The following is a 19775-nucleotide window of genomic DNA, read 5'->3' as shown; positions in this document are numbered from 1 at the left end:
TATCAACACCCCAAATGGTTAAAATGTATCTTAATTACTGATTGGCAGCTCTTATCCAAGTCTGATTTCTACCAATAATACCAGACTTATCCAGAGATCCTCTAACTTTCAGATTGCCGGTTTTTTTGTCGTAAGTCATAGAGCAGTTGTACTCCTTACCATTGGCAGGATCAAGTATTTTGCCCCCGGAAAGTTTCTCTCCGTCCGCTCTCATACCTGTCACATTTACCATCCCTTTTATCTTTACATTATGTTTGCTTCCGGTGCAATTTACACACCTTCTTTCAGGGTCTCCTGTAAGGAGGTTAACTATTTTCCCTTCATATATACCTGATGGAGCTTTATATATTTCAACGATACTCTTTCTGTTTCCATCTTCATCTATAGTATACCACTTGCCAACAATATTTGAGGGTTGTGCAAACAATGGCGTTGCAAATAACATTATTGCAGCCAGTAATTTAATTGTTCTCTTCATAAATATTAATGTGTTAGGGTTATCATTTTCAGCAGCAGTTCATACTGCAATTTGTACAATGGCTAAATTCACCTCTGAGTCTGCTCTCCACCATATTTTGAAGCCTGTCTCTAAGCTCGTGGTTATCTATCTCTTCCAGAACATCGTACACAAATGCAATCTGCTGGAGAAGTTTTGCCTCTGCTGCACCAATTCCCCTTGAACGCATATAAAAGAGTGCATTTTCATCTAATCGGCCACTGGTAGCGCCGTGAGAACATTTGACATCATCTGCGTATATCTCGAGCTGAGGTTGTGCGTAAACTTTCGCTTTACGGGAGAGAAGCAGATTATGGTTGCTCTGATAAGCCTCCGTCTTCTGGGCATCCTTTGCAACAACAATTCTTCCTGAAAAAGAGGCTTTAGCCTCGTTGTCAAGAATACCCTTAAACAGCTGTTTGGAAACACAGTGGGGAACCATATGATTCATCATGACCTTTGTATTAATTTGCTGTTTTCCGTCTGCTAAATATATCCCGTTAAGTTCACACAGGGCACCCTCTCCGTTAAGATTTGCCTCAATGCTGTTCTCAAGGAGAGCCCCGTGAAGCGTAACAATATTGACTCTTACAAATGAACCCTTGTTCAGGTTAATTGAAAAATTAATCTTATGAGTAGAGAGATTGTGCTCATTTTGCATTACAACTATATGAGAGGTTGAGTTCTCTGCAGCTTCAATGTTGATTGCAGATTCCGTAATGAACTCATCAAGCGTAAGGGTGTGGGTACATATAAGGAAACTAGAAGAAGAACCCGCTCCCAGCTTTATTTTGTTAGTCATTGAGACTGGTGAAGTATTATTGCTATCTCTTATACTTATTAGCTGTATAGAGCCCTCTTGTGAGGTTCCCTCAGGGACATCAATTACAAAACCATCTTCATCTCCAGATACAATTGTAATTCCAGATTCATCACTATAGGACTCCCTAAGGATCCCATTCATAAGATAAACCTGCCCTGTATCCTCAAGAGGTACACGGCACCTGAAAACCTCAGGAATCTCCGGTGCATATTTTACCTTTAGTCCCATATTACTCTCCTTTTATCAGCCAGTCGTACCCTCTCTCCTCAACCTCTAAAGCCAGCTCCTTGCCTGCTGTTTTAATTATTTTTCCATCATACAAAACATGTACAACATCCGGAATAATATAATCAAGAAGCCTTTGGTAGTGAGTAATTATTATAAATGAATTATCCTTGGTTTTAAGCTTATTTACTCCTGCTGCCACAATTCTTAATGCATCAATGTCAAGACCACTATCTGTTTCGTCAAGTATAGCAAGCTTTGGCTCAAGCATAGCCATTTGGAAAATTTCATTCCTCTTCTTCTCCCCTCCTGAAAAACCAACATTAACACCTCTGCTGGAGAAGGAATTATCCATTTCAACAACTGCCATCTTCTCTCTCATTAATTTAAGAAATTCAGCAGCTGTCATAGGTGGCAGATTTTGAAACTTCCTCTTCTCATTAATAGCAGTCTTCATAAAGTTAACATTGCTAACTCCGGGGATCTCCACAGGATACTGAAAGCCAAGAAATATGCCCATCCTTGCCCTCTCCTCAGGATCAAGTTCAAGCAAATTCACCCCTTCGTAAATCACCTCTCCGCCCGTAACTTCAAATGTATCTCTACCTGCGAGCACAGAAGAGAGAGTGCTCTTTCCGGAACCGTTAGGGCCCATTATTGCGTGTATCTCACCGGGATTTACCTTTAAATCTATCCCTTTTAAAATCTCCTTTCCATCTATTGAGGCTCTTAAGCCTTTAATTGTAAGCATATATAAATTATATTATTTACTATTTGTTCTCTTTCCACATTTTTCTCCACATTGCAAATCCCATAAATGCAAGTATAAGGTATCCAGCACTTACCATTGGCAGAAAAGCAAGCCCTGCAAGCAGATAAAGTGTAATATTCGTTGTGTTGACAATGAACCAGACTCCCCAGCAATCAAGTTTCTTCTGAGCGGAGAGATACTGAGCTATTAGAATAGCGCCCGTAACAAAGGCATCCAGATATGGCCTCCTTGCCTCGTTGAAAACAGATGGGAAGAGGTCATCGAGAAAGGTAAGCACTACTCCCCAGACAACCATAAATAGCACCATCGCACCAATGTAAAGGGCGCGCTCTTTTACTGTTAACAAAGTAATTCTTAATTGTTTTTTACTGTTAGCCTCCTCTTTTGCCGGGTGGGTCCATCTCCAGTGGCCATAGAAATTTATCGCAAATGATATTGGCTGCACCAACATGCTTGAGTAGAGTCCTTTCTGATAAAAAAGGATAAAAAGCAGGATGTTGTAAGCATAACCAACCCAAAAATTGGCAACTTTTGCCCTGGTAGCCAGATAAACACATGTTAATCCTGTTGCCACCGACAGAGTCTCAACCAGACTAACGCCCTGGCCTCCTATTGAGAAAAGAATATTATCTATACTAAAAAGACTCTCCATTTTATGCTTTTTTTAACCAACACTTCCCTCAAGTGTTACCTGCAGAAGCTTCTGTGCTTCAACTGCAAACTCCATCGGAAGCTGGTTTAGTACCTCTTTTGCATAACCGTTTACTATCAGCCCAACCGCATCCTCTGTTCCAATACCTCTTTGCTGACAATAAAAAAGCTGATCTTCAGAAATCTTTGAAGTAGTAGCCTCATGCTCCAGTATTGCTGTCTCATTTTCATTCTCTATGTAGGGAAAAGTGTGTGCTCCGCATTTATCTCCTAATAACAGAGAATCACACTGAGTGTAGTTTCTTGCGAATTCTGCATTTGGTAAAATTTTCACAAGACCTCTGTAACTATTCTGACTTACCCCGGCAGATATACCCTTACTAACAATCCTGCTTCTGGTATTTTTACCAATATGAATCATTTTTGTTCCGGTATCCGCCTGCTGATGATGATTTGTCACAGCTACCGAGTAAAACTCTGAAATAGAATTATCTCCCCTTAGAATTGTGCTTGGATATTTCCAGGTTACAGCAGAGCCGGTCTCTACCTGAGCCCAGAATAACTTGCTGTTTTCACCCTTGCAAATTCCTCTTTTTGTTACAAAATTATATATGCCTCCCCGCCCGTTCTTATCTCCGGGATACCAATTCTGTACTGTAGAGTACTTAACCTCTGCATCCTTCATCACAACTATCTCCACAACAGCTGCGTGAAGCTGATTCTCGTCTCTCTGAGGTGCTGTACACCCTTCAAGATAACTCACATAAGAGCCCTCCTCAGCTATAATAAGAGTCCGTTCAAATTGTCCTGTACCCTTTGCGTTTATTCTGAAATAACTTGAGAGCTCCATCGGGCACCTCACTCCTTTGGGAATATAGCAGAATGAGCCGTCGGAAAATACTGCAGAATTTAAAGCTGCATAAAAATTATCCCCGTATGGAACTACAGAAGCCAGATACTTCTGGACAAGATCCGGATAGTCTCTGACAGCCTCGGAAAAGGAGCAGAATATTATCCCCTTCTCGGCAAGAGACTCCCTAAAGGTTGTTTTAACAGAAACCGAGTCAAAAACAGCATCCACAGCTACTCCGGCAAGAACATTTCTTTCGTCAAGGGGAATACCAAGTTTTTCAAAGGTTGCCTGTAACTCGGGATCTATTTCCCCTCCGGGATTCATCTTTTTTGGAACGGCAAAATATATAACCTCCTGGAAATCTATTGGAGGGATATTAAGATGCGCCCAAGAGGGCATCTTCATTGTAAGCCACTTTCTGTAGGCTTTAAGTCTAAACTCAAGCATCCATTCAGGCTCCTCCTTCTTACGGGAGATCATCCCTATAATATCTTCATTGAGCCCTTTTGGAAAATACTCCTGCTCAATATCGGTTTCAAAGCCGTGCTCATATTCGGCCTCTGTTACCTTCTGAATTATATCATTTTCACTCATCGTGGCGCAAAGTTATATCATTTAAACTATTTTTGCATACAAATATCTCCTTATGACCTCTAAAGAAAATAATCAACCCCAAAGGACTCCAATAGAGAGTATCGGCAAAATCAAACTTTTAGAGAGACTCCTTTCAGGTGAGGGCAATACTCTGAATGAAAACCTCTTCAGCTACGAAAGCTCAGGTGGCAACTTTATGACCTCTCACTCATTACTGCTTGAGGGGACTGATTTTGATCTTGTCTATCATCCTCTCAGACATCTGGGCTACAAATCTGTAATCTCAGCCCTCGGCCCCATATATGCTCAGCTTCATTCTCCCCTCTCCATATCAGTAAGAATCGGCCTATCCGCCCGTTTTTTCGCCGAGGATGTTGAGGAGCTCTGGGATGGTATGAGGGCTGCTATGAAAGAGCATAACATTGAATCAACAGCTCTCGATCTTTTGCCATCTCTCACAGGTCTCACAATTTCGCTTTCATCCATTGGAAAACAACATAAGGAGATCTTTGTTCAACGCAACACTCCTGCTTCCGGTGATCTTATCTGTATATCAGGATCTCCCGGAGCTGCATTTATGGGGCTTCAGGTTCTGGAGAGGGAGAAGAGAGTCTACGAAGGGAATCCGGATGTTCAGCCAAAACTGGGAGACTATAAATTCATCCTTAAAAGATACCTCTCACCGGATCTCGATACAACCTTATCTGAAACACTTAAAAACAATGGATTAATTGCATCGGACGGAGAGTTTTTAACTAAAGGTCTCTCAGATGCAGTTAAAAGGATTTGCCACCGGAACAATCTTGGGGCCCATATTTATCTTGATAAAATTCCTATTGCTACACAAACATTCAGTATGGCCGATGAAATAGGGATGGATGCAACCACAGCCGCACTTAATGGCGGTGACGATATGCTTCTACTTTATGTTATACCATTGAAGCTATACGAAACCTTGAGCAAGGAGATTCCTGCCCTGGATATTATAGGTCATTTAACAAATTCAGGCAGCGGAGCAATGCTTATTACTCCGGATGGTAGTCCAATTCCACTAAAAGCTCAGGGTTGGGGTGATTGACCATTCAATTCCGTTTGCTTCCAGATAGTTTAACAAAACATCTGTTAATGCTACCGAGTATTTTATCGAGACAAATTCAACAGAGATCTGGGTTTCGTAATCCAGAATTTTAACGACGACTCTTGTTGAACCCTTATTCTCCTTGAAAATATTTGTCAAATCTCTTCTGAGATTTTTTGTAATCATAGAGACTGGCAATGAAAGAGTTATGCTTTTAATAAAATCCTCTCGTGTATTTGAGAGAAGTCTCATACTCCTCACCTTTAATTCGCAGTCAACCTGTTTAGCAGAATCATCCCCATTATTCTGGAAACCATATTTCTGAAGAATTGCAACCTTAATCAGCAAAGGGGTTCCGGGATGGGTGTACTTCATAAAATTTTCGTAATCTTTTCCAAAAAGCGAAAATTGAATAGTCCCATTAAAATCCTCTACGGAAAATGAGACAAAAGGTCTCCCTGTCTTAGTAACAGAGCTCTTTGAATTGGTAACCATTCCGGCAATTATCATCTCCTTCCCTCTGAGGCTTGAATCCTGAAGAGCCTGCGATGCCAGTTCAGCTGCCTCTCCTATTGTATTTGAAGTGAATGTTTTTATCTCAAACCTGTATTGATCTAAAGGGTGAGCTGAAAGAAACATCCCTACAAGTTCCCTCTCCCTTTTTAGCAGCTCCATTTTGTCCACCTCCATTGCAACAGGAATCTCCGGTCTTACCGGCTTAATGCTTTCGTGAGTTCCAAACAGGGAATTCCCCAAAGCAATGGTGTCATTATGGAATCGCTGACCATATTTGTATAGTATCTCGACAAAAGGCTCATCCCTTGTACCGGGTGCAAGATACTGCTCTCTTTTAACGGGCTCAAAATAGTCGAATGCACCTGCATAAATCAAAGACTCTATTGTCTTTTTTCCTACCACGGATGGGTTTACCCTCTCTACAAAATCAAAAATTGATTCAAAAGGGCCGCCTGTATCTCTTGTTGAAACAATATTTTCTACAGCTCCAAGTCCTACTCCCTTAATACCGGCCATACCAAACCTTATATTTCCCTTTCTGTTTACAGTAAACTTGTAATCACTCTCGTTTACATCCGGGCCAAGGACAGAGATTCCCATTCTTTTGCACTCATCCATATACTTTGTTATCTCATCCATATTGTCCAGGTTCCTGCTCAGGGTAGCTGCCATAAATTCGGCAGGGTAATGAGCCTTGAGATATGCAGTCTGATATCCAATCCAGGCATAACAGGTTGAGTGAGATTTGTTAAATGCATATTGAGCAAAGGCCTCCCAGTCTTTCCAAATTTTTTCCAGAATCTCTATGGTATGGCCATTACCGGTTCCTCCTTTAATGAATTGCTCCTTAAGGCTATCCATCATAGACTTAATCTTCTTACCCATAGCCTTTCTGAGTCCATCGGCCTCCCCTTTTGAAAATCCGGCCACTTTTTGGGAGAGAAGCATCACCTGCTCCTGATATACGGTAATTCCGTATGTATCCTCAAGTATCTCCTTCATCTCCGGCAGGTCATACTCAATCTGCTTCAGCCCCCTCTTTCTGTCAACAAAATCCGGGATGTAGTCCATAGGACCTGGTCTGTATAAAGCATTCATTGCTATAAGATCCTCAAATCTTGTAGGCTTTAGCTCTCTCAGCCATTTCCTCATTCCGTCACTCTCAAACTGAAAAGTTGCAATACTATCTCCCCTGCTGAACAGCTCAAATGTCTCCTTGTCATCAATAGGGATTGAGTTGATGTCAACCACAACCCCTCTGGATTTTCTTATGTTTTCTACAGCCTCCTTCAGGATAGAGAGGGTTTTTAAACCTAGAAAGTCCATCTTGAGCATTCCAACCTTCTCAATCTGAGAACCATCATATTGCGAAACCCAGATATCCTCTCCGGTATCTTTATCTTTTGCAATACCAATCGGAATAAATTCTCTTAAATCATCTCTCCCTATTATAATTGCGCAGGCGTGTACTCCCGTATTCCTTACATTACCCTCCAGCTTACCTGCAAATTCCATAGTATCCCTTACCAGAGGATCCGCAGATTCAAATGCCTCCTTAATTTCAGGAACAAGCCTTCTGCAATTTTCCAGATTAACTTCAGGAGCCTTTCCCGAACTGTCTGCGGGGAACTTATTGGGAACAAGTTTAGCAAGCCTGTCTGACTCAGAGAGAGGCAGATTCTGAATTCTGGCAATATCCCTAATAGCACTTTTGGCTGCCATTGTACCAAAAGTTATAACATGTGAGACATGATCCTTCCCGTATTTATCCTCAACATATTTAAGAACCTTTGAGCGTCCGTCATCATCAAAATCGATATCAATATCCGGCATTGATATCCTGTCCGGATTGAGGAAACGCTCAAAGAGGAGATCATACTTCAGAGGGTCTATATCTGTAATTTTCAAGCAGTAAGCCACAACCGAACCTGCCGCAGAACCCCTACCGGGCCCCACCCAAACACTCATATCTCTTGCTGCTGCAATAAAATCCTGAACTATAAGAAAATAGTCTGGATATCCCATTTTTTTTATGGTCCCAAGTTCAAAATCTATCCTCTCTGTATGCTCAGGTCCAAGCTCTCCATATCTTATTTTTGCACCTTCATAGGTTAAATGCCTGAGATATTCGTCAGAATCTGAAAAAGTATCCGGTATTGGAAAGTGAGGCATAATAGGGTCTGAATCTATTTTAAACCTCTCTACTTTATTTGCTATCTCTACTGTACTCTCCAGAGCTTGAGGGACATCGGCAAAAATTGCCTCCATCTCCTCCTGTGATTTAAGATACTCCTGTTTAGTATACCTGAGACGGTCCGGACTTGAGTAATCTGAATTTGTTGTAAGACAAATAAGCCTGTCATGGGCCTCTCTGTCCTCCTGAGCAACAAAATGGACATCATTAGTTGCAACAACTTTAACCTTAAGCTTTTCAGCAAGCTGAAGGATAACTTTGTTTACACGCTCCTGAAGTTCAAAAGTGGATTTATCAGCACCCTCAACATCTGTCTGATGCCTCTGAAGCTCCAGATAATAATCTTCTCCAAACAGATTTTTATACCACTTGACAGTGTTCTCTGCTTCTTCAATATTTCCTGCCATTATAGCCCTTGAGACCTCTCCGGCAAGACAAGCTGAGGTACAGATGAGGTTCTCATGATACTTCTCAATAAGCTCTCTGTCAATTCTTGGTTTATAATAAGTGCCCTCAATAAATGCGTATGAAGAGAGTTTAATCAGGTTTTTGTAGCCCTGCAGGTTCTTTGCAAGGAGTACAAGATGATAGCTGCTTTGATCCTCTCTGCCCCTTTTGTCAAACCGGCTCCCTTTAGAGACATAAAACTCACTTCCAACAATGGGTTTTACAGATGAGGTTTTATCTGCAGTATCCAGAAACTCCTTTACCCCAAACATATTTCCGTGATCTGTAATAGCTAGTGCAATCTGGTTGTCCTGAGCTGCTTTTTTAAAGAGGTTTTTTATAGATGCAGCACCATCCAGAATAGAATACTGAGTATGAACGTGAAGATGAACAAAGGGCATTTCCAGAATTTTTCAGAGTTATTTTTTTGAGCCATAAAGATAGAAAATTAGGGCCGACGATTTTTCGCCGGCCCCGTAAATTATAGCCTATGGATTATCGATTTTTTCTATACCAAAGACCTGCCGGTCATTTCAGGAGGTGTCTCCACTCCCATCATTTTTAGAATTGTTGGAGCAATATCTGCAAGAATACCATTTTCAACTTGCTTAATATCATCATCAACAACTATAAATGGTACAGGATTAAGCGAGTGGGCTGTATTTGGAGAGCCATCCGGATTAACCGCATTATCTGCGTTTCCGTGATCTGCAGTTACCAAGACTGAGTATCCATTTGCCTTTGCAACCTCAACAACCTCGCCGGCACACTTATCTACTGTCTCCACTGCTTTTCTTATAGCATCATAAACTCCTGTATGACCTACCATATCCCCATTGGCAAAGTTTAGTATTATCAGGTCATTTGTCCCCTTTTCCAGCTCCTTTACAAGTGCATCTTTTATTTCAAAAGCACTCATCTCTGGTTTTAGGTCATATGTGGGAACTTTTGGAGAGCTTATCAGTATCCTGTTCTCATTCTCAAAAGTTGCCTCCCTGCCTCCGGAGAAGAAAAATGTAACATGTGCATACTTTTCTGTCTCGGCAATCCTGAGCTGGCTCTTACCTGCCCTTGAGACAACCTCGCCCAGTGTTCTCTGAACATTCTCCTTATCATAAAGTATGTGAAGACCCTTAAATTTATCATCATAAGGAGTAAGAGTACAATAGTAAAGAGGTAAAACCTTCATATCAAGCTCAGGCATATCTGACTGCGTGAGGACTTGAGTAATCTCTCTTGCCCTGTCATTTCTGAAATTAAAGAAAATTACAGCATCACCCTCTTTGATTGTTCCTACGGGATTTCCATTTACATCAACAGCAACCAGCGGAGTTATAAACTCATCTGTAATATCACTGTCATATCTCATCTGCATTGCTGCTACCCCATCCGTGAATGGCTCCCCCTCTCCTCTAACCAGCAAGTCGTAGGCAAGTTTTACCCTCTCCCACCTTTTGTCTCTGTCCATTGCGTAGTACCTTCCAACTATTGAGGCTATCTTACCTCCGGTTTTTACAAGGTGGTTCTGAAGTTGTTCAATGTATCCCTTACCGCTCTTAGGATCAGTATCTCTTCCATCCATAAATGCGTGAACAAAAATACTCTCTATACCTTGCTCTTTAGCTAAAGTAAGAAATGCAAAAAGATGCTCCATTGAGCTGTGTACCCCGCCATCACTCATTAGCCCCATAAAGTGAAGAGATTTTCCGGAGCTCTTTACATAATCATAAGCAGCTTTGATCTGCGAGTTATCAAGTAGCTTACCCTCTCTGCAAGCTTTATTTATCTTTACCAGATCCTGGTAAACAACTCTGCCGGCACCAATATTCAGGTGACCTACTTCAGAGTTACCCATTTGACCTTCAGGAAGACCGACATCCTCTCCGCTGGCTGATAAAAATGAGGTTGGATATTTGGCTCTGAGTTTATCAATATTTGGTTCACCCTGGGTGTAAATTACATTCGTATTGTCTCGCTTCCCCTCTCCCCAACCGTCAAGAATCATCAAAAGTACCTTCTTATTCATTTTATTGATTAATTTTGTTGTCAAATCACTGAAGCAGTATCATACTGCAAAAATCGGGCAAAATTACAAATTATGCATAAAAAGAAAAATTCATCTCGCCAGCCTCGCGGAGATAAAAGTCGTGGCAGAAGGGAAGAGACCACTGGCAAAGTAAGCATGACCCGGGAGGGGTATGCATTTATCATCCGTGATGGTATTGAAGATGATGTATTTATTCCGGCTTCAAGAATGCGAGGAGCTTTGCATGGAGATATCGTCAGAGTATCAATTGTAACAAAGAAAAGCGGCACCAGAAGGAAAGAGGGAGAGATTACTGAGATAATTGAAAGAACAAAAAGGCCGTTTATTGGAATATTACAGATAGTTGGAGAAGAGGCCTGGGTAATTTGCGAAAACAAATTTATGCCTCACGATATCAGAATCCTTAAAGGGGGATACAGTTCAGACCAGCACGGTAAAAAAGTCGCAGTAATGGTTGATGAGTGGCCAAGAAGCTCAGATGAACCAATTGGGCATATTATTGATGTACTGGGTGTTCCCGGAGAGAACAACACTGAGATGCACGCAATTCTCACAGAATATGGTCTGCCTTTTAAATTTGACCCCTCTGTAGAAAAAGAGGCCGATAAAATTGATGACAGGATTGACCAGAAAGAGATTAAAGCCAGAAAAGATTTCAGAGGAGTAACTACCTTTACTATTGACCCGGCTGATGCCAAAGATTTTGATGACGCACTCTCAATCAGAAAGCTTCCGGAGGGAAACTGGGAAGTAGGAGTACACATTGCAGATGTCACACATTATGTAAGACCCGGATCTCTTGTTGACAAAGAGGCTCTCGAGAGGGCAACATCTGTTTACCTTGTGGACAGAACAGTTCCAATGTTACCAGAAAAGCTTTCTAACAAACTTTGCTCATTAAGACCAAATGAAGAGAAACTATGCTTCTCTGCAGTTTTTGAAATAACAGAAAAAGGGAAAGTTGCCAACAGGTGGTTTGGTAGAACCATTATTGAATCCGATTACAGATTCAGCTACGAAGAGGCTCAACAAATTATTGAGACAAAGACAGGACCTTTGAAAGATGAGATGCTTAAACTTCACTCTCTTGCATATCTCCTGAGAGAGGAGAGGTTCCGCTCCGGTGCAATAAGCTTTGAAAGACCGGAAATGAAAGTTGAAGTTGACAGCAATGGAAAGCCCGTAAGAGTGTACCAGAAGATATCAATGGACTCTAACTGGCTTATTGAAGAGTTTATGCTTCTTGCAAACAGAGAGGTTGCATACTTCATTGGGGCAAAAGGGAAACAGGCAAAGACTTTTGTATACAGAATCCACGAAGAGCCTAACATGGAGAAGATAACGCTTTTTCGTACATTCGTGAAACATTTTGGTTACGAGATGAGCCCAACCAAAAATGCCCGCGAATTATCGTCAGAACTTAATAAATTGCTTACATCTGTTAAGGAAAAACCTGAAGCAGGAGCTATTGAGATTATGGCATTACGATCCATGGCCAGGGCAAGATATTCAACGGATAATATGGGTCATTACGGTCTTGCTTTTGACTATTATACACACTTCACATCTCCTATCAGAAGATATCCTGATATGATGGTTCACAGACTCCTTGCACTATACCTTGATAAAGGAAAATCTCAGGATAAACAATATTTTGAAGAGCGCTGCAAATACTCAAGCGAAAGAGAACAACTTGCAACAGACGCAGAGAGAGCCAGCATAAAATATAAGATGGTTGAGTTTATGCAGGACAAGGTTGGGATGACATTTGGAGGAAGCATATCCGGAATTACTGAATGGGGGATGTTTGTTGAAATTGACGAGACAAAAGTAGAGGGGCTTGTTGCTCTGAGAGATATAAAAGAGGACTACCTTCAATTTATGGAAGAGTCAATGTCTCTTTACGCAAAAAGAAGCGGAAAGCGCTTTATTTTGGGAGATGCAGTCAAAATTAAAGTAGAAAAGGCAAACCTTGAGCAGAAACAACTTGATTTTTCTCTTGTTTGGGAATCTGATGCTAGTAACGCAGATTCAAAAATTGTTATAAAAGGAAAAAGCAGTCAGTCAAAGCCTTCAAAATTGACAAAATCCCCAAGACAAAAAAAACAGAAATAATTATATCTGTTTAGAAAAAAGTGTATACTTTTGGGCCGTTGAACAAACAACCATTGTATATGCAACTAATAGATTTTGTTAAGACTAATGAACTACTGTCTGTGTTAAGCGGACAGCTTTCTGCTTCTCTGAACCGACATCTTAACAGGAAGTTTCGTACTGCAGGCCTTGCAATCACAACAGAGCAGTGGCTGGTTCTTATGTGTCTCTGGAACAAAGACGGTCAAACTCAGCAATCACTAAGCGATCAAACTTCTAAAGACAAAACCAGCATCACCCGATTACTGGATACTCTCTCAAAAAATCGTCTTGTGGAAAGACACTCTGACCCTGCAGACAGAAGAATTAACAAAATCCACCTTACTGATAAGGGAAGAGAGATGGAGAACCATGCTATGAAAATTGTAAAAGAGTCATTTGATCAAGCAGTTTCTGGAATATCCTCTAAAGAATTAATTGATGCCAAAGAAGTTATTGTCAAACTTCTTAACAACATTATCTAGCTATCTGAAATTTATAAATAAAAGTTACTCTCCTTCTATCATTTTAGTTGCATATTCAACTATTAAACATACAACAAATATCAAAGATTTATAAATGAAACAATTAGTTCTATCTCTGTTATGCATTTTGACCCTGTTCCCTTTGGCGGGACAAAGTGCACTCACACTTAACGACTGCAGGAGACTTGCACTGGAGAACAACAGATCTTTGCAGAGTGGCAAAGAGAAGGAGATAATCGCCTCAGAGATGCGCAAGGCGGCCTTCACACAATTTCTCCCAAGGTTCTCCTTTAACGGAACCTATCTGCACAATCAGAAAAACATCTCGCTCCTGGGAGAGGATGCACTGCTCCCTGTTGGTACCAAAATGGCTGACGGCTCGTTCGGTTTCCGTCAGGATCAGATTAACAACAAATGGGCACAGGTTGCTCCGGGTGTTTACGCACCGCTCGATTCAGACGGGAAGCCATTTGATCCAAAGGTAAATCCGGAGAAAATTCAGTGGAAAGACTACGCTCTGCTTCCAAAAGAGGCAATGGAGATGGAGTCCAGAAACATCTTTGCGGGCATTGCCGGATTTGTTCAGCCGGTATACCTGGGAGGGAAAATCCGTGAGCTCTACAAGATTGCAAAAAGCAGCGAAAGGCTTGCAGGTATACAGTCAGAAAAGGCAGAAGAGGATCTTTTACAGAAGACAGACGAGGCATACTGGAGAGTTGTATCCCTATACTCCAAGGCTTCACTCGCCTCAGAATACCTTAGGCTGATAGAGTCAATCGTAAAGAATGTTTCAATTATGGCAGACGAGGGGGTAGCCACAAAGGGGGATATCCTTAAGGTGAATGTGAAGCTTAATGAGGCAAAGATGATGCAGGCAAGAGCAGAGAACGGGCTTGCTCTTTCAAAGATGGCCCTGCTTCAGATTTGCGGTCTGGACCCTGCCGCAGAATATATATTCCCTGACAAGCCTGTAGCCACTGCCATAACACCGGCAGCAGAAGGCACAACGGAGCAGTTTATCGAAAACCGTGCAGAGATAAAGGCTCTGGGCGAGGCAGAGAAGATAGCCAAATCAAACATAAAGATTATGGAGTCAAGGTTCCTTCCCAATGTGATTCTCAACGGAAACTACATCATTTCAAACCCCAACTTCAACAACGGTGTAAGCTATACCTTCGGGGGAATGTACTCATTCGGAGTAGGGATAAACATTCCGCTTTTTCACTTTGGGGAGAAGATCCATACGCTAAAGGCGGCACAGAGTCAGCATAAGATAATTCAGCTGCAGAGAGAGGAGGCGAAAGAGAAAATCGGCCTTCAGATTAATCAGGCAAAGTTCAGGATGGCCGAATCTGTTAAAAGGCTCGCTATTGCCGAATCCTCTGTGGATAAGGCCGGGGAGAACCTCCGTTTTGCAAGGGAGGCATTTGAGGCAGGTGTTGCCGGAAGCACAGATCTGCTGGAGGCACACAACGGCTGGCTGCTGGCAAAATCAGAAGAGATTGATGCACAGATTGACATTATGATGTGCAGGTCATATCTGAAAGAGGCACTTGGTATATCACAGAAAAATCAAAATTAATATATGGAAACCAGAAAAAACAGGAACAACCTTTTGGCCGGGCTTGCAGGATTGCTTGGCGTAATTGTAATTGTATCACTTATTGGCCTCTACGCGGCAAAGCCCGAACCCCTTATTATTCAGGGAGAGGTTGAGGCAAAAGAGTACCGAGTTTCGGGAAAGATCCCCGGAAGAATCAGTGAGATTCTTGCAGAAGAGGGCTCTTCTGTAGAGAAGGGCGACACCCTGGCACTCATCTTTAGCCCTGAACTCAATGCAAAGCTGGACCAGGCCAAAGCTGCAAGAGATGCGGCACAGGCACAGAACCGCAAGGCAATCAAGGGTGCCAGGCCGGAGCAGATAATGGGAGCATTTGAGCTATGGCAAAAGGCAGAGGTTGGGGCCGATATCGCCTCCAAATCCTACGAAAGGGTGCAGAGACTCTTTGACAAAGGAGTGATCCCTGCTCAGAAGCGTGACGAGGCCGAGGCTCAGCACAGAGCGGCTGTGGCAACTGCAAAGGCGGCAAAATCTCAGTACGAGATGGCAATGAACGGAGCCGAGAAGGAGGACCGCGAAGCTGCACTGGCTCTTGTCAGCAGGGCAAACGGAGCTGTGAGGGAGGTCGAATCCTACCTTGACGAAACTTGCTTAATTGCTCCGGCTTCGGGCGAGGTTAGCGAGATCTTTCCGGAGGAGGGTGACCTTGTGGGTACAGGCGCACCTGTTATGAGTATTACAGACCTTTCCAATATGTGGTTCACATTCAGTGTTCGTGAAGATCTGCTCAGAGGCATGACCACCGGCACTGTTGTAAAGGTGAGGATTCCGGCTCTGGGCGAAGAGGAGTTTGAGGCAAAGGTTACCTACATGAAGGCAATGGCATCCTATGCAACATGGAGGTCTACCAAGGTGAGCGGCGGGTTTGATGCAAAGAGCTTTGAGGTTAAGGCTGTACCTCTCAATGCAATTAAGGGAATGCGCCCCGGAATGAGCGTGATAATTAAAACTGAAGCTAACTGAAGATGATTCTGACTAAAATCGGAAATGTTCTTAAAAGAGAGTTGAGGATGATGTTTGGCAGACCCATCTACCTCTTCTCGACGGTATTTGTTGTTGCCTTTGGCTATCTCTTCTTTCTGACTCTCATTAACGAGGGTCTTCCGGAACGGCTCCCCGTGGCTGTGGTAGACAGAGACAACTCTGCAATATCCAGAAGGCTTGCAAGAGAGCTTAACTCAACACCCATGACCGAGGTAGTTACCGGCTGTGCAAACTTTGCAGAGGCAAGGGATCTTATGCAGAGGGGAGAGATTTACGGATTCATAGATATCCCTGCCGGGTTTTACGGTAATCTGCTCTCCGGAAAGCGGCCGGAGATCTCCTTCTATGTAAACAACGCATACCTCATTGCAGGTACTCTCAGCTACAAGGATATGCTCACAATGAGCACACTTGCCTCATCTGCATATCAGCGGGAGGTACTGAGGGCAAAGGGGATGAACGATGAGGCAATTATGGGAAAGATTCAGCCCATATTAATTGACACCCATCAGATAGGAAACCCATGGGCAAACTACGGAGTTTATCTTATAACCGTCCTTATGCCGGGAGTGCTGCAGCTTGTTATTCTGCTAATGACTGTATATTGCATTGGTGTTGAACTCAAGACAAAAAGCTCCCGTGAGTGGATGAGCGAATCCGGGGGTTCGCTGGCTGTAGCTCTTACAGGCAAACTTCTCCCCTATTCAGTGATGTTCATAATCCTTGGTATTGCGGGAAATGTGCTACTCTACAAATTTGCAGGATTCCCAATGCAAGGGTCACTACTTAGGTTCTCTGCCTCAACGGTTCTCTTTGTTCTTGCGCATCAGGCAATCGGAATCCTCATGATTGGGCTCTTCCCCGTTCTGCGGGATGCAATCAGCTTTGCAGCTCTTTACGGAATTCTTTCATTTACCTACGCAGGCTTTACCTTCCCGATAGAGGCAATGCCACCGCTGACGCAGGGTGCAAGCGTGCTCTTTCCAATAAGGCACTACTTCCACATCTATGTAAACGAGGCACTTCTTGGTGCACCATTTGTAAACTCGGCGCTGAGCGTTGCGGCCATGTTTATATTCCTTGCACTGCCCCTCATCATTTCAAAACGACTTAAGAATGCACTCATAAACCAGAATTATCCCATTAAATAGAGATGAAAAAAGTAACCGGATTTTTAACATATTTGAGTGTTGGACTCAGGGACCTCTGGTGGGTTGCCACAAATGAGCTCAGGCACATTTTCAGGGACCGCGGGGTAATGCTCATCTTTTTTGTGGCAGGGATTGCCTATCCAATTCTATACAACGGGATTTACAAAAACGAAGCACTTTATGAAATCCCAGTTGCTGTGGTTGACCATTCACATTCACCGGAGAGCAGGGAGTTTCTCAGGAAATTCAATGCAGCTCAGGAGGTGAAAATCAGCAACAGATGTCTCAGCCTTGAGGAGGCAAAGGCACTCTTTACAGATGGAGAGGTGCACGGCATTGTTTACATACCATCAGATTACCACCTGAAGCTGGCCCGTATGGAGCAGGCGACCATCTCAATCTACAATGATATGAGCAGTTTCCTTTACTACAAAGGGCTTATGATGGCAACAAACTACACAATGCTTGACCAGCTTCGCTCAATTCAGATTAAACGCTATAATGCGGCAGGAATTGGGGGAGAGCAGGCCGAACAGCTTGTTGAGGCCATTCCGGGAAATGATGTGGGATTTTACAATCCGGGAGGGGGATTCGCAAGTTTTCTGCTCCCTGCTTTGCTCATTCTCATCATTCACCAGACCCTGTTTTTTGGGATTGGAATGCTGGCAGGTACAGCGAGGGAAGAGAGCAGAACCCATTCAAGTATTCCTGAACACCTTCACGGCAGGGGAATCTACAGGGTTGTTATTGGAAAGGCAATTGCATACTTTCTGCTTTACATTCCAATTACAGCATACATAGTAGGATTTATCCCCAAATTCTTTAACCTCCCGCATATAGGTGAGATTGGAACGCTATTCAGCTTTATGATACCCTTCCTGCTGGCTGCGATCTTCTTCTCAATGACTGTCTCGGTATTTGTAAAGAACAGGGAGACTGGCCTTATAGCATTCCTCTTTTTCACACTAATCCTGCTCTTTCTCTCGGGCTTTTCATGGCCCAGACAGAACATGCCTGAGGTTTGGAGATTGATATCATACCTCTTCCCATCTACTCACGGAGTACAGGGATACATAAAAATCAACTCTGCTGGGGCGACGCTTTCACAGGTAAGATTTGAATATATTACACTTTGGTTACTGGCCGGTTTTTACTTTATTGCAGCAAGCATATCTCTTCACTTAGTTGTAAAGAGAGAGAGTAGGCAAATTCAGCAATAAGCTATTTTGCCGGCTCAAGTTCTATGGTAAAATGCCTCATTATAGGAAGCTCCTTCTTGATTAAGTAACCTCTTGTTATGTTTTCACGACGATCAAAAACATTTTTAAGGGCAGCGGCAATATAATCCATATGATTATTAGTGTATACTCTTCTTGGAATTGCAAGTCTAAGCAACTCCAGTTCAGGGTATCTGTTTTGACGAGTCTCAGGATCTCTGTCTGCAAGCAAAGCTCCTATCTCAACTCCTCTTATACCTGCTTCCAGATAGAGTTCAATACCTAATGTCTGCGCAATAAACTCCTCCTTTGGAACATTAGTGAGAACTCTTTTTGCATCCACAAAAATAGCATGACCACCTGCTGGTCTTTGATATGGAATCCCATATTCATCAAGCTTCTTCCCCAGGTACTCAACCTGTTTAATTCTTGTCTCCAGATACTCAAAATCTGTCCCCTCCTTTAAACCCTGAGCAAGGGCATTCATATCTCTGCCGGACATTCCTCCATATGTTATGAATCCCTCATACATTATTGTATACATCTGACAAGCTTTCCAATCCTCCTCTGACCTGAAGGCTACGAAACCACCCATGTTAACAATTGCATCCTTTTTTGATGACATTGTCATAAAGTCTGCATAACTGAACATCTCATTGCAGATCTCTTTTATACTTTTGTCCTGGTATCCTCTTTCACGAGTTTTAATAAAATATGCATTCTCTGCAAACCGGGCAGAGTCAAACAACAGTTTAACCCCATATTTCTTTGCCAAAGCAGCTGTCCCTTTAATATTCTCCATAGAGACAGGCTGACCTCCCGCTGTATTGTTAGTAATTGTTAAGACAATACATGGTATTTTTTCTTTTGGATACTTTTTAAGAACCTCTTCAAGCTTATTCAAATCCATATTGCCCTTAAACGGGATCTCCAGTGTTGTATCTTTTGCCTGATCAATTGTGCAATCAATAGCATGGGCCTTTCTAAACTCAATGTGGCCCTTTGTTGTATCAAAGTGTGAATTCCCGGGAAGAATATCATCAGCCTTAATTATTGATGAGAAAAGGACATTTTCAGCCGCTCTTCCCTGGTGAGTAGGGAGGAAGTACGGAAAACCGGTAATAGCGTTAATACTCTCCTTTAAATTAAAATATGAACGAGCCCCTGCATAACTTTCATCACCCTCCATCATTGCAGACCACTGTTTATCGCTCATTGCCCCTGTACCAGAGTCAGTAAGCAGATCTATAAAGACATAGTCACTTTTAAGATTAAAAAGATTGTAATTAGCATCCCTCATCCACTCCTCTCTCTCCGCTCTTGAACTTTTTCTGATGGTTTCAACCATCTTTATCTTGTAGGATTCTGCAAATGGAAGTTCCATAATATTGCTGATTTTGTTATAAATGTTTAATGAATTGTACAAAGTTTGTAATAAAATGGTGTAAAACCAAATAAATAATTAACAAAAAATAAGCCGGCAGGGTC

The 19775-nt window shown here is 42.4% G+C and carries 15 protein-coding genes; 7 read left to right on the top strand and 8 right to left on the bottom strand.

Annotated features, from left to right (window positions below):
• Nucleotides 1-34: 34 nt before the first annotated feature.
• From U5907_07145 to sufB, 5 genes are read right to left on the bottom strand one after another with little or no spacing between them, the layout of a single operon-like run.
• Nucleotides 35-478: a DUF2147 domain-containing protein gene (locus tag U5907_07145; GenBank protein WRQ32354.1), complete on the bottom strand. Its 444-nt coding sequence runs from the start codon at nt 476-478 to the stop codon at nt 35-37.
• A 28-nt stretch (nt 479-506) separates the two neighbouring features.
• Nucleotides 507-1547 carry a Fe-S cluster assembly protein SufD gene (gene sufD / locus U5907_07140; GenBank protein WRQ32353.1) on the bottom strand — a complete coding sequence of 347 codons (1041 nt, stop codon included), beginning with the start codon at nt 1545-1547 and terminating at the stop codon, nt 507-509.
• A gap of 1 nt (nt 1548) precedes the next feature.
• The gene (gene sufC / locus U5907_07135; GenBank protein ID WRQ32352.1) at nt 1549-2295 is read right to left on the bottom strand and encodes a Fe-S cluster assembly ATPase SufC; all 747 of its coding nucleotides are present in this window, start codon (nt 2293-2295) and stop codon (nt 1549-1551) included.
• Nucleotides 2296-2314: 19 nt separating this feature from the next.
• Complete coding sequence (gene pnuC, locus U5907_07130; GenBank protein WRQ32351.1) at nt 2315-2968, bottom strand: nicotinamide riboside transporter PnuC; 654 nt, start codon at nt 2966-2968, stop codon at nt 2315-2317.
• 12 nt (nt 2969-2980) lie between these two features.
• Nucleotides 2981-4414, bottom strand: coding sequence for a Fe-S cluster assembly protein SufB (gene sufB / locus U5907_07125; protein WRQ32350.1), 1434 nt, complete (start codon nt 4412-4414; stop codon nt 2981-2983).
• Nucleotides 4415-4466: 52 nt separating this feature from the next.
• Between sufB and U5907_07120 the strand changes: the two genes are divergently transcribed.
• A complete protein-coding gene (locus U5907_07120) occupies nt 4467-5492 on the top strand; it encodes a thiamine-phosphate kinase (GenBank protein WRQ32349.1) in 1026 nt (341 codons plus the stop codon).
• On the opposite strand, the gene dnaE is transcribed toward U5907_07120, so the two are convergent.
• Both dnaE and gpmI read right to left on the bottom strand, forming a co-directional pair.
• Complete coding sequence (dnaE, locus tag U5907_07115; protein ID WRQ32348.1) at nt 5466-9050, bottom strand: DNA polymerase III subunit alpha; 3585 nt, start codon at nt 9048-9050, stop codon at nt 5466-5468. The genes U5907_07120 and dnaE overlap by 27 nt on opposite strands.
• 107 nt (nt 9051-9157) lie before the next feature.
• A complete protein-coding gene (gene gpmI, locus U5907_07110; protein WRQ32347.1) occupies nt 9158-10675 on the bottom strand; it encodes a 2,3-bisphosphoglycerate-independent phosphoglycerate mutase in 1518 nt (505 codons plus the stop codon).
• 72 nt (nt 10676-10747) lie between these two features.
• Between gpmI and rnr the strand changes: the two genes are divergently transcribed.
• The 6 genes from rnr to U5907_07080 all read left to right on the top strand — a co-directional run bounded on the left by rnr (nt 10748) and on the right by U5907_07080 (nt 18290).
• Entirely contained in the window at nt 10748-12811 is a 2064-nt protein-coding gene (rnr, locus tag U5907_07105; GenBank protein ID WRQ32346.1) for a ribonuclease R, read from the top strand.
• A gap of 59 nt (nt 12812-12870) precedes the next feature.
• Nucleotides 12871-13314: a MarR family transcriptional regulator gene (locus U5907_07100; GenBank protein ID WRQ32345.1), complete on the top strand. Its 444-nt coding sequence runs from the start codon at nt 12871-12873 to the stop codon at nt 13312-13314.
• Nucleotides 13315-13408: 94 nt separating this feature from the next.
• Nucleotides 13409-14896: a TolC family protein gene (locus U5907_07095; protein WRQ32344.1), complete on the top strand. Its 1488-nt coding sequence runs from the start codon at nt 13409-13411 to the stop codon at nt 14894-14896.
• 3 nt (nt 14897-14899) lie between these two features.
• Nucleotides 14900-15898, top strand: a complete 999-nt coding sequence (locus U5907_07090) for an efflux RND transporter periplasmic adaptor subunit (protein WRQ32343.1) — start codon at nt 14900-14902, stop codon at nt 15896-15898.
• Between the two features lie 2 nt (nt 15899-15900).
• A complete protein-coding gene (locus U5907_07085) occupies nt 15901-17070 on the top strand; it encodes an ABC transporter permease (GenBank protein WRQ32342.1) in 1170 nt (389 codons plus the stop codon).
• 2 nt (nt 17071-17072) lie between these two features.
• A complete protein-coding gene (locus tag U5907_07080) occupies nt 17073-18290 on the top strand; it encodes an ABC transporter permease (protein WRQ32341.1) in 1218 nt (405 codons plus the stop codon).
• 1 nt (nt 18291) lies between these two features.
• Here the strand turns inward: U5907_07080 and U5907_07075 are convergent, their stop codons facing one another.
• On the bottom strand, nt 18292-19671 hold the full coding sequence (locus U5907_07075) for a tryptophanase (protein WRQ32340.1): 1380 nt from the start codon (nt 19669-19671) through the stop codon (nt 18292-18294).
• Nucleotides 19672-19775 lie beyond the last annotated feature (104 nt).

This window comes from Bacteroidales bacterium MB20-C3-3 (genome assembly GCA_035609245.1).
Classification (GTDB): domain Bacteria; phylum Bacteroidota; class Bacteroidia; order Bacteroidales; family UBA932; genus Bact-08.
The sequence above is the reverse complement of the archived record's forward strand: the minus strand, read 5'-3'. Positions and strand labels throughout refer to the sequence as shown.

Excerpts from the sequence above, each read along its gene's own strand:
- rnr (WRQ32346.1), top strand. The coding sequence starts at position 10,748 with ATGCATAAAAAGAAAAATTCATCTCGCCAGCCTCGCGGAGATAAAAGT.
- dnaE (WRQ32348.1), bottom strand. The coding sequence starts at position 9,050 with ATGCCCTTTGTTCATCTTCACGTTCATACTCAGTATTCTATTCTGGAT.
- pnuC (WRQ32351.1), bottom strand. The coding sequence starts at position 2,968 with ATGGAGAGTCTTTTTAGTATAGATAATATTCTTTTCTCAATAGGAGGC.
- sufD (WRQ32353.1), bottom strand. The coding sequence starts at position 1,547 with ATGGGACTAAAGGTAAAATATGCACCGGAGATTCCTGAGGTTTTCAGG.
- U5907_07100 (WRQ32345.1), top strand. The coding sequence starts at position 12,871 with ATGCAACTAATAGATTTTGTTAAGACTAATGAACTACTGTCTGTGTTA.
- U5907_07090 (WRQ32343.1), top strand. The coding sequence starts at position 14,900 with ATGGAAACCAGAAAAAACAGGAACAACCTTTTGGCCGGGCTTGCAGGA.
- sufB (WRQ32350.1), bottom strand. The coding sequence starts at position 4,414 with ATGAGTGAAAATGATATAATTCAGAAGGTAACAGAGGCCGAATATGAG.
- U5907_07145 (WRQ32354.1), bottom strand. The coding sequence starts at position 478 with ATGAAGAGAACAATTAAATTACTGGCTGCAATAATGTTATTTGCAACG.
- U5907_07095 (WRQ32344.1), top strand. The coding sequence starts at position 13,409 with ATGAAACAATTAGTTCTATCTCTGTTATGCATTTTGACCCTGTTCCCT.
- U5907_07085 (WRQ32342.1), top strand. The coding sequence starts at position 15,901 with ATGATTCTGACTAAAATCGGAAATGTTCTTAAAAGAGAGTTGAGGATG.
- U5907_07120 (WRQ32349.1), top strand. The coding sequence starts at position 4,467 with ATGACCTCTAAAGAAAATAATCAACCCCAAAGGACTCCAATAGAGAGT.
- U5907_07080 (WRQ32341.1), top strand. The coding sequence starts at position 17,073 with ATGAAAAAAGTAACCGGATTTTTAACATATTTGAGTGTTGGACTCAGG.
- sufC (WRQ32352.1), bottom strand. The coding sequence starts at position 2,295 with ATGCTTACAATTAAAGGCTTAAGAGCCTCAATAGATGGAAAGGAGATT.
- U5907_07075 (WRQ32340.1), bottom strand. The coding sequence starts at position 19,671 with ATGGAACTTCCATTTGCAGAATCCTACAAGATAAAGATGGTTGAAACC.
- gpmI (WRQ32347.1), bottom strand. The coding sequence starts at position 10,675 with ATGAATAAGAAGGTACTTTTGATGATTCTTGACGGTTGGGGAGAGGGG.